This window comes from Woeseia oceani (genome assembly GCF_001677435.1).
In the GTDB taxonomy this organism is placed as follows: Bacteria; Pseudomonadota; Gammaproteobacteria; order Steroidobacterales; family Woeseiaceae; genus Woeseia; species Woeseia oceani.
In genome coordinates this window covers 2,002,383-2,015,374 of record NZ_CP016268.1, presented here as the reverse complement: position 1 = coordinate 2,015,374, position 12,992 = coordinate 2,002,383, and the positions used below count along the sequence as shown (strand labels likewise).

At 58.0% G+C, this 12,992-nt stretch carries 14 protein-coding genes; 6 read left to right on the top strand and 8 right to left on the bottom strand.

Going from position 1 to position 12,992, the window contains the following annotated elements:
- Positions 1-62: 62 nt before the first annotated feature.
- Positions 63-554, bottom strand: coding sequence for an asparaginase domain-containing protein (locus BA177_RS08960; protein ID WP_068615545.1), 492 nt, complete (start codon positions 552-554; stop codon positions 63-65).
- A gap of 95 nt (positions 555-649) precedes the next feature.
- Here BA177_RS08960 and BA177_RS08955 point away from each other — a divergent pair, with 95 nt between their 5' ends.
- Both BA177_RS08955 and BA177_RS08950 read left to right on the top strand, forming a co-directional pair.
- Positions 650-2,104: an NfeD family protein gene (locus BA177_RS08955; protein ID WP_082990003.1), complete on the top strand. Its 1,455-nt coding sequence runs from the start codon at positions 650-652 to the stop codon at positions 2,102-2,104.
- 36 nt (positions 2,105-2,140) lie between these two features.
- Positions 2,141-2,911, top strand: a complete 771-nt coding sequence (locus tag BA177_RS08950) for a slipin family protein (protein WP_068615543.1) — start codon at positions 2,141-2,143, stop codon at positions 2,909-2,911.
- An 11-nt stretch (positions 2,912-2,922) separates the two neighbouring features.
- On the opposite strand, the gene BA177_RS08945 is transcribed toward BA177_RS08950, so the two are convergent.
- From BA177_RS08945 to BA177_RS08915, 7 genes are all read right to left on the bottom strand, one after another.
- Positions 2,923-4,299, bottom strand: a complete 1,377-nt coding sequence (locus tag BA177_RS08945) for an ATP-binding protein (protein WP_156762762.1) — start codon at positions 4,297-4,299, stop codon at positions 2,923-2,925.
- A 6-nt stretch (positions 4,300-4,305) separates the two neighbouring features.
- On the bottom strand, positions 4,306-4,992 hold the full coding sequence (locus BA177_RS08940) for a response regulator transcription factor (protein ID WP_068615541.1): 687 nt from the start codon (positions 4,990-4,992) through the stop codon (positions 4,306-4,308).
- A gap of 9 nt (positions 4,993-5,001) precedes the next feature.
- Positions 5,002-5,304, bottom strand: coding sequence for a PepSY domain-containing protein (locus BA177_RS08935; protein WP_156762761.1), 303 nt, complete (start codon positions 5,302-5,304; stop codon positions 5,002-5,004).
- Positions 5,305-5,439: 135 nt separating this feature from the next.
- A complete protein-coding gene (locus BA177_RS08930; protein ID WP_068619147.1) occupies positions 5,440-6,006 on the bottom strand; it encodes a glycine zipper 2TM domain-containing protein in 567 nt (188 codons plus the stop codon).
- A 100-nt stretch (positions 6,007-6,106) separates the two neighbouring features.
- A complete protein-coding gene (mazG, locus tag BA177_RS08925; RefSeq protein ID WP_068615537.1) occupies positions 6,107-6,886 on the bottom strand; it encodes a nucleoside triphosphate pyrophosphohydrolase in 780 nt (259 codons plus the stop codon).
- 6 nt (positions 6,887-6,892) lie between these two features.
- Positions 6,893-7,552, bottom strand: coding sequence for a CoA pyrophosphatase (locus BA177_RS08920; protein ID WP_068615535.1), 660 nt, complete (start codon positions 7,550-7,552; stop codon positions 6,893-6,895).
- Complete coding sequence (locus tag BA177_RS08915; RefSeq protein WP_068615532.1) at positions 7,536-8,924, bottom strand: class II fumarate hydratase; 1,389 nt, start codon at positions 8,922-8,924, stop codon at positions 7,536-7,538. The genes BA177_RS08920 and BA177_RS08915 overlap by 17 nt, the downstream gene beginning before the upstream one ends.
- A gap of 146 nt (positions 8,925-9,070) precedes the next feature.
- Between BA177_RS08915 and purB the strand changes: the two genes are divergently transcribed.
- The 4 genes from purB to mnmA all read left to right on the top strand — a co-directional run bounded on the left by purB (position 9,071) and on the right by mnmA (position 12,952).
- Positions 9,071-10,441, top strand: coding sequence for an adenylosuccinate lyase (gene purB / locus BA177_RS08910; protein ID WP_068615530.1), 1,371 nt, complete (start codon positions 9,071-9,073; stop codon positions 10,439-10,441).
- A gap of 334 nt (positions 10,442-10,775) precedes the next feature.
- Positions 10,776-11,273: a DUF7931 domain-containing protein gene (locus BA177_RS08905; RefSeq protein WP_068615528.1), complete on the top strand. Its 498-nt coding sequence runs from the start codon at positions 10,776-10,778 to the stop codon at positions 11,271-11,273.
- 8 nt (positions 11,274-11,281) lie between these two features.
- A complete protein-coding gene (locus tag BA177_RS08900; protein WP_068615525.1) occupies positions 11,282-11,782 on the top strand; it encodes an NUDIX domain-containing protein in 501 nt (166 codons plus the stop codon).
- Positions 11,783-11,824: 42 nt separating this feature from the next.
- Complete coding sequence (gene mnmA, locus BA177_RS08895) at positions 11,825-12,952, top strand: tRNA 2-thiouridine(34) synthase MnmA (RefSeq protein WP_068619145.1); 1,128 nt, start codon at positions 11,825-11,827, stop codon at positions 12,950-12,952.
- Positions 12,953-12,992: the final 40 nt, after the last annotated feature.

Below are 12,992 nucleotides of genomic sequence, written 5' to 3'. Positions count from 1 at the left end.
TCACCGCCAACCGATCGAACACACTGCCGGCTTTTGCCGGCAGTGTTGTTTCTGGCCAGGATTCAACGGTCGGAACTGGCTTCAAAACGGTTCGCTTCGCGATTCTTGCGCACCTTGCCTGCAGGAAAAATCTGTCCGTTCATGGCGAGGTACACGCCGGGCACTGCAACCTGTGCAGCCGCTACAGCCATTCCCACATTGAACACAGCATCGGTGCTGCGAAATCGCGCCGGGCTCAACGCGCCCGTAAGCACGATGGTTTTCCCGCAAAACCCGACAAGCTCTGCCGCTGTCTCGGTCATGGTGTCGGTCCCGTGGGTGATAACGTACCGATCCGCATCATCTTTCTCGATAAACTCCCGAAGCACCTTGCGGTCTGCGTCAGTTATTTCCAGACTGTCTTTATGGAACAACGAGACCACGTCGAAATCGAAGGCTACGAGGCCTTCCTGTAAAATGTGGTGTACTTGGGTCTCACCGACTTCAAATCGACTCATCGCGTCGAAGTAGATTTTGTCGATGGTGCCGCCGGTTGTGATGAATCGTATGAACATCGGACAAGCATGCCACGCGTGCCAGCGTCATAGAAGTGGCCCTTAGACGATATCTCCAGCGAGATCTTCGCTACTGATATCATGGGAGTGTGAACATGAAGCTCATTTGTCAGTATCTCTGCTCGGGACCCGCGAAAGCCCTCGCCATCCTGTTTGCCCTGTTGCCGTTAGGTTTGGCTCATGGTGCAGGCAAAGTCGTGCAGCTGGAACTGGAAGGTCCGCTGGGTGTAGCAACATCCGAGTACGTCATCGCGGGCATACAAACGGCCAACGAGCAACAAGCGCAGTTGGTTATTCTTCGCATGGATACACCGGGCGGGCTCGTAGAGCCCATGCGGGATATCATTCGTTCAATTCTTGGCTCTGACGTGCCAGTAGCAACCTACGTTGCTCCGGGCGGCGCACGGGCGGACAGTGCCGGCACCTACATCCTGCTTGCCAGCCACATTGCGGCAATGGCGCCAACCACACACCTGGGTGCGGCTACGCCCGTTTCCTTAGGGGGCGACGATTCGACCTCACCATTTTCGCCTGGCAAACCCGCACCGGATTTCGCTACGGACAGCCCGGACGAACAACAACCCGACGATGACACCGCAAATCCGGACAGTAGCGACGAGGCGGAAGCACCCGAGCAACCCGAGCCCGATACAGCGATGGGTCGCAAGGTGCTTAACGATGCAATCGCCTACATTCGCGGCCTCGCCGAAACACATGGGCGAAACGCCGACTGGGCGGAAAGAGCAGTCCGCGACGCAGCTACCCTGACAGCCACTGAAGCGCTGGAGCAAAATGTCATCGACTTGATAGCCGAAGACCGGGATGCGCTGCTCGAGCAAGTGAATGGCATGGAGCTGACTGTCAACAACAACCCCATGACCGTTGATACCACCGATGTGGTCGTCGAAAACATCGAGCCCAGTTGGCGTCTGAAATTTTTGGGCACGATCGCCAACCCACAGGTCGCGCTATTGCTCATGATAGTTGGAATCTACGGCTTGATGTTCGAAGGGTGGAACCCCGGCGCTGTCGTGCCCGGCGTTGTTGGCGTCGTCTGTCTGTTGCTCGCCGCTTACGCCCTGCAAATTATTCCGGTGAACTATGCTGGTCTTGCCCTGATTCTCGTCGGGCTGGTACTGATCGTGGCCGAGGCATTTGCACCCAGTTTTGGCGCACTCGGCCTTGGCGGCATCGTGGCATTCATATTTGGAGCCATCATGACTTTCGACAGCGGCGTTCCCGGTTTTGGTATTTCCATCACGTTTGTCATTTCATTCGGATTAATCGCTGGCTTGCTTTTGCTCTGGATGGTGACTTACCTCGTTAAACTGCGGAAACGCGGTGCCGTAAGTGGTGAGGAAAGCATCCTCAATAGCGTTGCGGTTGCAATGGAGTCATTCACCGGCCAGGGTCGGGTTTGGCTGGAAGGCGAAGCCTGGCAAGCCTCTAGCAACGTTGCCATCCAGAAAGATCAGAAACTGAAAGTCCGCGCCATCGACGGACTGGAGTTGCAAGTCGAACCACTGGACCCAACACCGCACAAAAGCTAGCTGGCTCTTGTGCTTTTTTGTTAAGGAATAAACACAATGTCTATACCTGTAATCGGAATTATCCTGGCCATTGCGCTGCTGATCTTGATGAACACCATCAAGGTCATGAAGGAGTACGAGCGGGCTGTCGTATTCTTTCTCGGCAAATTTCAAACCGTAAAGGGTCCCGGACTCATCATCCTTATCCCGTTCATTCAGACTATGACCAAAGTGGACCTGCGCGTAGTGGTTATGGACGTACCAACACAAGACGTGATTTCCCGCGACAACGTTTCCGTCAAAGTCAATGCCGTTATCTATTTCCGGGTTGTTGATCCGGAGAAGGCGGTCATAAAGGTTGCCAATGCATTCGAAGCAACCAGTCAGTTGTCACAAACAACGTTGCGCTCTGTGCTTGGACAACATGAACTGGACGACATGCTGGCGGAACGCGACAAACTGAATGTGGACATTCAGAACCTGCTTGATCAGCGCACGGAAAACTGGGGTATCAAAGTCGCTAACGTCGAGATCAAGCACATCGATCTGGACGAAAGCATGATTCGTGCTATTGCGCAGCAGGCAGAAGCAGAGCGGTCACGGCGCGCGAAAATCATCAACGCGGAAGGCGAAATGCAGGCCGCGGACCGTCTCGCGCAAGCCGCGAGAACGTTGGCTTCTGAAGAGCAAGCATTGCAGCTGCGTTATCTGCAAACGTTGAAAGACGTTGCCGGGGAAAAGACCAATACCATCATCTTCCCTCTGCCCCTGGACCTGATCAAGCCGTTCATGGAGATATCCGCCAAAGGCAAGACGCGCGAGTCGTAAACGCAGAAAGCTCAACTTTTGCCGGTGGTGGTGGCAAATAAATCGACGCTAAACTCTGCGCCACCGGCACTTGACCGAGCAATTCGGACAGTGCCGCCGTAGTTCGCCGCGATGTCGCGGACGACGGCGAGCCCGATGCCGTGCCCGGGCGCGGACTCGTCCAGACGCATGCCGCGTTCAAGCAATTGTTGAGCCAGCTCTTCGGGTATACCCCGGCCGTCGTCGCTAACGGTAAGGCGTATGCCTTGCCGGCCATCCGCGTGGCTGGCTGCTGAGACCGTCACCTGAATCTCGCGCTCACACCACTTGCAGGCATTGTCGAGCAGGTTTCCGGCGAGCTCCAGAAAGTCACCCCGGTCACCGCGAAACTCTGCACCTTCACTAACCTCGATATGGATGCTGACTGCCTTGTCCCGGTAGACTTTGGACAAGCCATCCGCCAGTCGCTGCAACTCGGTACGTACGGCCAGAGTGGGCAAGCCAATACCCTCGCTCAGCAACCGGGCGGGTTTCCGCAACTGGTAACGGACAATGTCGTTCATGCGTTCAATTTGTGCGGCCTGCCGTTCCCTGGTTTCGCCCGGCGCAGTCTCGTCCAGCACTGCACGCATCGCCGCCAGTGGCGTTTTGAGGCTGTGCGCCAGATTATCGAGTGTTTGTCGATAGCGCTCCGAGCGGCCACGTTCGCTGCCAATCAGCAAATTCATATTGCGTGCCACGCCTTTCAGCTCGGTCGGATAATTCCCGGACAACGCGGCGCGCCCACCACTTTCGATATCACCAATCTCGCCCTCGATCTGCCTCAGTGGCCGAAGCACGCTGCGCATGACCACAGCGATTGCCAGCAACATAACCAGCGCTACCGCGAAGAACCAGCCGAACAGTTGCCGTCGATACGCCGCGATCTGCGCGTTGAGTGAATCGAGACTTTCCGTTACGTGGAACGTGTACGGTCTCAATTCCCCCTCGGCAAACTCCCAGGTAACAGCAAGCGTGGCTGTCATCACCGGCGTACCGTCTTCCAAAGTCAGACGTGCCAGTCGTTGCTCACCCGGTGAGCCCGCGGCCGGTCGCGGCAAACGCATGCCGATGGCCGAACGGGATTGCCACACGGCCTGTTTGTCTTCGTTGCGTAATTCGGCGTACAGACCGGAACCGGGCGTACCGTAGCGAGGCTCGGGGAGATCCGGTGGCATCACCAGTTCATGATTGTCATTCGGTTCAGCGGCAGCCAGCAAGGCCATGATCTGACTGTCGAGTATGTCTTGCTGCGCCTGCTCGCCCGCTTGCCTGAAGGCAACCTCCAGAACGACAATGGTCATGCCGAAAAACACCAGCAGCAGAACGCCAACCGACAGCAGCAATCGCGTGCTGAGCGAGGAAATCAAGTTGACTTACTCGGCCTGATTCCGTTCAAGCGCGAACCGGTAGCCGCGACCACGCAAAGTCTCGATGGGCTTGATGGCATTGTCCGGGTCCATTTTCTTGCGAAGGCGCCCGATAAACACTTCGATCACGTTGCTGTCCCGTTCGAAATCCTGATCGTACAGCCGGTCTGTCAGTTCGCTCTTCGAAATGACCTCGCCTGCGCGCATCATCAGGTGCTCGATAATCCGGTATTCGTAGCTCGTCAGCTCGATGGACTCACCATTGACCCGCAAATCCTGGCGGGTGCTGTCCAGAGTTACCGGACCTGCCGTCAGCACCGAAGTCGCCCAGCCGCCACTGCGTCGCAATAGTGCGTTGATCCGGGCAGAGATCTCCTCAAAATGAAACGGCTTGACGACGTAGTCATCCGCTCCGGCTTCAAGTCCATCGACTTTGTCCTGCCAGCGATCGCGAGCTGTCAGTATCAGTATGGGATAGGTCTTGCCACTTTCCCGCACCCGGCGAATCAGATCGAGACCGGGCACCTCCGGCAAACCAAGGTCTACGATGGCGAGATCAATGGGATACTCCTCGGCGAAGTACAGCCCTTCTCGCCCGTCCGCCGCTTTTTCCACGCCGAATCCAGCCTGGGTCAGCTGGCTGGCCAATGACTCACGCAGAGTTTCATCGTCTTCAATCAACAACAGGCGCATTGTTATTCCTTATCCGCGTCCGCCGCGGCTCCGGCCGTTAATCCTGACGGTCTTAACCTTGCCGTCCTCGGTAAGTACCTTTATCACGTGCACCTCGCGATTTCCGCGGACTTCGGTTTCCGCGCTGACAATCCGGCCCCGGTACTGTCGACGTACCTGGTTCACCGCTTCACTCAGCGATGGGCCATTGCTTTGGGCGAACTGCAATGTCGCCGGCTGTGCAAAGCCACCCGCAGCAGCCGCAACAGCGCCTGCTGGCGTACCGAGCAACATCACAAGGCCAAGCAGAAGGTAGAGGTACGTGTGTCTCATGGTGAGTTACCTGTCAGCCACGTCTGTGTTTGGTGGCGTCCATTACCGGGAGCGAGCGGGAAGTTTGGTGCGTGACCGGACGGATTGCAACGCATGAGGTCGCAATCCGCCCGGCCCGATTACCGCTTGTACCGCTCAGTTCGCAGGGCGAACGTCGACCCGAATCCGCAACTTGTCGCCAGGATCGTATGGCATACGCGTCGCGTATTTCTGACCGTGATACCGGTAGGTCACGTTGTAGCCGTCGATCCGCTCTTCCTCGCGTGAGGTGTAATTGGTCTGACAACGCTCAACCGGCCGTGAATAAACCTCGCGTTCATAACCGCGGGCAGCGTTACGCCGGGCAGAATCGTTGCCGACAGCCGCGCCGATGAGTGCGCCGGCAGCCGTCGCCGCGTCATTGCCCCGACCACTGCCAAACTGATGACCGATCACGCCACCGACAATCGCACCGAACAACGTGCTGCCGGCGGACCCTGCCGGGCGCCTGTCCACCACGTACTCGCGATTCTCCTGCCAGCATTCCCGGACCGGAGTGGTCACCGTCACGTAGCGCACGATGGGTTCGACGTTGATGACTTTCGCGTAGTCGTAGACGGCACCGCGTCTGTTGTAGTCATCCGCGTGAGCCGGCGCTGCGCCGAGTGTCAGGGCGCCAAGTGCGACGGCAGCGGCATTCGCAATCCAGTGGTTGGCGTTCATAGCGGTATCTCCATTTTCATCCTGGGCACGGACCTGTTCCGAGCCTGAGGTGAAGCTTAAGGAGTCCGCAATGAACCGTTGCTGAACGCAACTGGCGGATTCAGGGCTTCCGGTCGAGAACCCGTTTTGCATCAGCCCAGGCCGCCTCCAGCTCGTCGAGGCTGCAGTCCGCGAACGGCCGGGATTGCGCATTCAGGGATTCCTCCAGCAGGCGGAATCGGGCTTCAAAGCGCCGGTTTGCATCATTCAGCGCCTGTTCGGGGTCAATCCGGAGATGCCGGGAGAGGTTCACGACGGAAAACAGCAGATCGCCCAGCTCGTGGTGCCGGGCCGCCTTGTCACCCTGGGCGCATGCCTCCGCCAGTTCCGCTCGTTCTTCGTCTATTTTCTGCTGGACTCCGGCGGTGTCGGGCCAGTCAAAGCCCGCATTGGACGCCCGCTTACCCAGTTTCGCGGCCCGCGACAAGGCAGGCAGGCTCAGCGCAATTCCGTCCAGCACGCTGCCAGAGGCGGCAGAACCCCGTTCCTCCGTCTTGATAGCTTCCCAGCTGCCGACTACAGCACCGCGAGCGCGTTCTTCGGCAGTGCCAAACACGTGCGGGTGACGACGTATCGTCTTGCGGCATATGGCCTCGACGACATCGGCAAAGTCGAACAGCTCGGCCTCATCCGCCATGCGGGCATGAAACGCGACCTGAAAAAGCAAGTCCCCCAATTCGTCTTTCAATCCCGGCCAGTCTTCCCTGGCGATCGCGTCGGCGACTTCGTAGGCCTCTTCCACTGTGTACGGCGCAATACTTGAGAAGCTTTGCTCGCGGTCCCAGGGGCAGTTCTTGCGCAGGACGACCATGATATCAAGTAATTTCTGGATATTCGCCATATTCGTTTATTTTAAAAGAAGTTTTTTCTGCAGTTCTGCGATCATGACTGCCGTGGCGCCCCAGATCTTGCGGGCCTGATAGTAGTAAGCGATCACGGGAATTTCGATACCCTCGTAGCGCCTTGAGCTGTGTTCCTGGTTCGCGCTATCGAGCAGAAACGCCAGTGGCACCTCGAACGCGGCGGCCACTTCCCGCTGGTCAATCTGCAGAACGACATTGGCGTCCATCAGGCCGACGATGGGCGTAACGGCATAGCCTGACACTGTTGGCAACGGTGCCAGGTAGCCCGCCACTGACACATGCTCCGGGCCGACTCCAATCTCTTCCTGGGTCTCGCGCAACGCGGTCTCCTGAAGATCACGGTCGCTCTGCTCCATCCGGCCACCCGGAAAGCTGATCTGACCCGGATGGTGTTTGAGGTGCGCGGCCCGTTCCGTCAGCAATACGGTCAGCCCTTCCCGCCGCTCAACAATCGGAATGAGGACCGCCGACGGCTGCAATGCACCCGCAAAGCGGTCCTGAATAACCCGCGGCCAGTCCCGCCCATCCAGCTCCGGATCAACCCGGGAGGGATCGGCCGGCAGCCGCGTATGTTGCAGGCGTTCCTTAATACGTGTGGCGGTCAGATCGCCATTGGCTACCCGCTTGCTAATTCTGAATTCCACCTTTGGTCAGCGTCGCCGGGTCCAGCAGACGGTCCAGTTCCGCGTCGGTCAGATCCGTCAGGTCACGCGCGACATCCTTGACCGGACGTCCTTCGGCGTAGGCGGTCTTCGCCACTTTTGCACCGAGCTCGTAACCGATAACCGGGTTCAATGCCGTAACCAGGATGGGATTGCGATCCAGTGCCCGGTCGATATTGGCCTGATTGACGGTGAAGCCGGCGATAGCGTTGTCGCCAAGGCAGCGTGCGCTGTTGGCCAGGATGCCGATGCTTTGCAGCAGGTTGTACGCGACCACTGGCAGCATGACGTTGAGTTGAAAATTGCCCGATTGTCCGGCGACCGTGATCGTGGCGTCATTGCCGATAACCTGCGCGGCAACCATGGCGACGGCCTCAGGAATGACCGGGTTCACTTTACCGGGCATGATGCTCGAACCCGGCTGCAATGCGGGCAGCGAGATTTCGCCGATACCCGCGAGTGGACCCGAATTCATCCAGCGCAGATCGTTGGCAATTTTCATCAGGCTGACCGCAAGAACTTTCAGCTGGCCGGATGCTTCCACAGCGGTATCCTGACTGCTCAGTCCCTCGAACAGGGAATCGCTCTGGCGGAAATCAATGCCGGTGTGCTCGCCGAGCAAAGTTGCGACTTTAGCGCCGAATTTTGGGTGTGCGTTGATACCCGTCCCCACCGCGGTACCGCCCTGCGCTAATGCCGTCAGTCGCTTCTGGGTATCGCTCAAACGGGCTGTGGCCGAGTCGATTTGCGCACGCCAGCCGTCGAGTTCCTGGCCCAGGGTAACGGGCATGGCGTCCATCAAGTGGGTGCGACCGGTCTTGACCACTTGCCGGGTTTCATCCGCTTTGGTTTCCAGTACTGACGACAAATGCGCCAACGCGGGCAGCAACTGCTCGTGCACCATGAGTGCGGCACTGACGTGCACACTGGTAGGTATTACGTCGTTGCTGCTTTGACTCATATTGACGTCGTCGTTCGGATGTACCGGCGAACCCAGTTCTTTGCTCGCAAGGTGCGCGATGACTTCGTTCGCGTTCATATTGGAACTGGTGCCGGAGCCGGTCTGAAATACATCGATCGGAAAATGCCGGTCATGTTCACCCTCGGCAACAGCAAGCGCTGATTTCTGGATGGCTACTGCTTTCTTGCTGGTCAGCAGTCCAAGTTCGGCATTGGCACCCGCCGCCGCCCACTTCACCAAGCCAAGGGCGCGAATGAAGTCACGCGGCATCGTGAGACCGCTGATCGGAAAATTCTCAACGGCGCGCTGAGTTTGAGCTGCCCATAGGGCGTCCTCAGGTACCTGCAATTCGCCCATACTGTCTTGTTCGCTACGAAATCCCTTGCCACTCATTTGCCGATCTTCTCCGTCGTGATAGCCGAAATTTGCCCTTCCGGCGCTGTTCCAAGAATTAGTTGTCCGCCGCGCTACCAGCAACGGCCACCGTCAAAACACTATCGTGTATGATTCGCGCTTTGCCAGCACAAGTCTAGCCTCCAATGAAACTCTCAAGTCTCCGCGCTATATCGCCTGTCGACGGGCGTTACTCCGACAAAGTCAATTCTCTGCGGGACGTATTCAGCGAATACGGCCTAATCCGCTACCGGGTCATGGTCGAAGTTCGCTGGCTCCAGTGGCTGGCCGATCAGCCGCAGATTACGGAACTACCTGCGCTGACGCCGGTCATGAAGGACGTTCTTAACGGCATCGTTGACAAGTTCTGCACGGAAGATGCCGAACACGTCAAACGGATCGAGGCCACAACCAACCACGATGTCAAAGCCGTGGAGTATTTCATCCGTGACCGGCTGGGTGACGGCAAAGATGCGGCGGCCTTGCATGATTTCATTCATTTTGGCTGCACGTCGGAAGACATCAACAACCTCGCCTACGCCTTGATGCTCAGGCAAGCGCGCGACGAAATAGTCGCACCGATGATGAAACGATTGCACGTCACTTTGCGCGCTCTGGCCAGTGCCAATGCGGGCGTCGCCATGCTTTCCCGAACACACGGCCAGACAGCGAGCCCCACGACCGTGGGCAAAGAATTCGCTAACGTTCTGGCACGTTTATCGCGGGCACGCGAACAGTGGTCCGCGGTAGAAATTCGCGGCAAATTCAACGGCGCTGTCGGCAACTACAATGCGCATACAGTGGCCTATCCCGACGTCGACTGGCCCGCCCTGTGCGAAGGCTTCGTCGCCTCTCTCGGACTCGATCCCAATCCGTTGACCACACAGATTGAACCGCATGACTGGACCGCGGAGTACGCGCATGCGCTGGTTCGATACAACACGGTATTGCTCGATTTTTGCCGGGATACATGGAGCTATATTTCGCTCGGCTACTTCAAGCAGCGGGTTGCCGGCAACGAGGTTGGCTCTTCAACCATGCCGCACAAAGTAAACCCCATCGATTTCGAGAATGCGGAAGGCAATCTCGGTCTGTCGACCGCATTGCTCAACCATTTTGCTGTGAAATTGCCGGTTTCCCGCTGGCAGCGGGACCTGACCGATTCCACTGTGCAAAGAAACTTCGGCATCGCTGTTGCCTGGCTGACGATTGCCTTGCAATCCGTGGAAAAGGGACTGGGCAAACTGCAGACAGATCCGCAGCGCATCGGTGCCGATATCGATGCCAGCTGGGAAGTTCTGGGTGAAGCGGTGCAAACGGTCATGCGGCGCTACGGTATCGAAAACCCGTATGAGAAATTGAAAGAGCTTACCCGAGGTCAGGCCGTCACCCAGGAAATTCTGGCGGCATTTGTCCGTGAACTCGATATCCCGGAAGAAGCCCGGCAACAGCTCCTCGCACTCACTCCGGCGAGCTACACTGGACTCGCGGAAAGCCTCAGCTCGCAAGCGCGATAAGATCAGGTTCCTACTCGGAATTCTGCCTGCAAATGAGAATTCCTCGCAGCACCCGCGAGGGATTAAAAACGTGACGCAGTTAGCACTGCTGGCAACGCTCCGACCGGTAAGATCGCTTCTGTCCCGGTCCGTTTAAAAACACGATCACCGCGACCAAAAAGAAAAAATCGGCAAGTGACTGCCAGTGAGCACCGGTCGGTATTGAGCGTGATGGCAGTGTCAACACCGGGGACAAAGCAGCGATGTACAATCAGGCAGGTATCGGCCTCGCAAGCATTGGTCGCCGATTTCAGAAAGCGGCGCTGACTATTCAAACAAACAGGCGCGGGATGGAATGGAACAAACTCGGGTAAAAGGGCAACGGTGGGTAGTATCGACACAGCAGGAAGTGCGTTCGGCCGTCATTGAGGTTGCACGTGAAGCCCGTCGTCGTGTTTCGATATTTACTCACGATCTTGAATCCGGGATTTATGACGACCCTGATTTTCTCGAAGTCATCAAGCATCTTGTGTTGTCGCAAGCCTACGCCCGTGTTCGGGTACTGATCGCAGCCCCCAACCGGGCCATTAAAAACGGCAATGCGTTCGTCAATCTAGGACGGCGGCTCAATACCTACATCGAGTTCCGTCATGTACGGGAAGACTTGCGAACCCATCCGGAAGCCTTCTGTATCGCTGACGAAACGGCGCTGGTATACCGGCTGCAGGCGGATCGCTGGGAAGGAATTGCCGACACTTACGAGCCGGGGGTCAGCAAGCACTACGGCTCCATGTTCGATGAAATCTGGCAGGCCAGCGAAGTTGAGCTGGAATTTCGCCAGCTGGGTATTTGAGGTCCGTCTTGTTGCCCCCCCCAGACCTGACCGTTGCCGCGCTCGTTGAGCGCGACGGTCAGTTTCTGACCATCGAGGAACCGGTGGGTGGCCGGTTGGTACTGACCCAACCCGGTGGGCACATTGAGGCTGGCGAGTCGCCCGAGCAGGCCGCGCGCCGCGAAGTGCTCGAAGAAGCCGGTTGCAGCGTGGCCATTCGCGATCTGATCGGCGCCTATCTTTGGTTTGACGCAGACAAAGGTCGCCAGTATCTGCGGATTGTATTCCTTGCGGACCTCCTGTCCGAAGCCGTCGGCCGGCCATTGGACCCGTCAACCCATGCTGTGCACTGGTATTCCTATGGCGATCTTGCGGCTCGCCGCCAACACTTGCGCTCGGCATCCGTAATCCGTTGCCTGGACGATTACCTGGCCGGTGAACGCCAACCCCGCAACCTCTTTTCAGGCTGTGACTACCCGCAACAACAGTTCGATGCCGCCATGGCCAGTGCAGCCTTGCTCCATACCTGAGCCTCTGCCTCGACCGCGCGCGGAATGATAGAATCCGCGCCGATGAACATTTCCCCGCATAATCTGGACGGTCAAGCCGTTGTCGTTGGCTTGTCCGGCGGTGTGGACTCGGCGGTCACCGCCCTGCTGCTGCAGCAAGCAGGTGCCAAAGTGCAGGCATTGCACATGACCAACTGGGAAGACGATGATGGCTTCTGCACGGCAGCTGACGATTTGCAGGACGCCCGCGCGGTTTGTGAGCAACTCGACATCCCCCTGCATCACGTCAACTTTGCCGCTGAGTACAGAGAGCGCGTATTCGCCGCGTTTCTGGACGATTACCGTGCCGGTCGGACGCCAAACCCGGACGTGCTGTGCAACCGGGAAATCAAGTTCGGCGTGTTTCGCGAGTACGCGTCGCGTCTGGGCGGCGACTGGCTTGCAACCGGCCATTACGCAAGGGTTCGCTGTGAAAGTGGCCGGACCCAACTGCTCAAAGGCATTGATGCGAATAAAGACCAGAGTTATTTCCTGCACGCCGTGCAACAGGATGCACTGGCCAAGGCGGTGTTCCCGCTTGGCGAGCTGAATAAGGCAGCGGTCCGCAGGATTGCTCGCGATGCCGGCCTCAACATTCACGACAAGAAAGACAGCACCGGTATTTGTTTTATTGGTGAACGCCCTTTTCGGGAGTTCTTGTCGACGTTTCTGCCGGCACAACCCGGAAAAATCGTCAGCGCCGACGGCGAACCGTTGGGCGAACACCAGGGCCTCATGTACCACACACTGGGCCAGCGGCAAGGGCTGGGAATAGGCGGCAGACGAAACGCCGGCGGGGATCCCTGGTATGTCGCCGCCAAGAACCTGGCCGCCAACGAGCTGATTGTGGTCCAGGGTGAACACCCGTTGCTGTACAGCGCGGGTGTGCTGGCCAGCAATACCAGCTGGATAGCTGGAGAGGCGCCTGCCGGCCTGACCGGCGGCCTGCGTTGCCAGTGCAAGGTCCGGTACCGTCAGGATGATCAGGCCTGTACGGTGACCCAATCCGCCCACGGCCGGCTCGAGGTCCGGTTTGATAGCCCACAGCGCGCCGTTGCACCCGGCCAGTACGTCGTCTTTTATACCGCTGATCTATGCCTGGGTGGCGCCGTGATCGACCACACTTTACCGGCTGACGCGCTGGCCGCCTGAGGCGATTAGGGGCGCACAGCCCGGTTCCATCCGTTATAAT

Bases quoted from the DNA above. Each gene is read 5' to 3' on its own strand.
- BA177_RS08940 (WP_068615541.1), bottom strand. From the start codon at position 4,992: ATGCGCCTGTTGTTGATTGAAGACGATGAAACTCTGCGTGAGTCATTG.
- BA177_RS08935 (WP_156762761.1), bottom strand. From the start codon at position 5,304: ATGAGACACACGTACCTCTACCTTCTGCTTGGCCTTGTGATGTTGCTC.
- BA177_RS08905 (WP_068615528.1), top strand. From the start codon at position 10,776: ATGGAACAAACTCGGGTAAAAGGGCAACGGTGGGTAGTATCGACACAG.
- BA177_RS08960 (WP_068615545.1), bottom strand. From the start codon at position 554: ATGTTCATACGATTCATCACAACCGGCGGCACCATCGACAAAATCTAC.
- purB (WP_068615530.1), top strand. From the start codon at position 9,071: ATGAAACTCTCAAGTCTCCGCGCTATATCGCCTGTCGACGGGCGTTAC.
- BA177_RS08955 (WP_082990003.1), top strand. From the start codon at position 650: ATGAAGCTCATTTGTCAGTATCTCTGCTCGGGACCCGCGAAAGCCCTC.
- mazG (WP_068615537.1), bottom strand. From the start codon at position 6,886: ATGGCGAATATCCAGAAATTACTTGATATCATGGTCGTCCTGCGCAAG.
- mnmA (WP_068619145.1), top strand. From the start codon at position 11,825: ATGAACATTTCCCCGCATAATCTGGACGGTCAAGCCGTTGTCGTTGGC.
- BA177_RS08930 (WP_068619147.1), bottom strand. From the start codon at position 6,006: ATGAACGCCAACCACTGGATTGCGAATGCCGCTGCCGTCGCACTTGGC.
- BA177_RS08950 (WP_068615543.1), top strand. From the start codon at position 2,141: ATGTCTATACCTGTAATCGGAATTATCCTGGCCATTGCGCTGCTGATC.
- BA177_RS08915 (WP_068615532.1), bottom strand. From the start codon at position 8,924: ATGAGTGGCAAGGGATTTCGTAGCGAACAAGACAGTATGGGCGAATTG.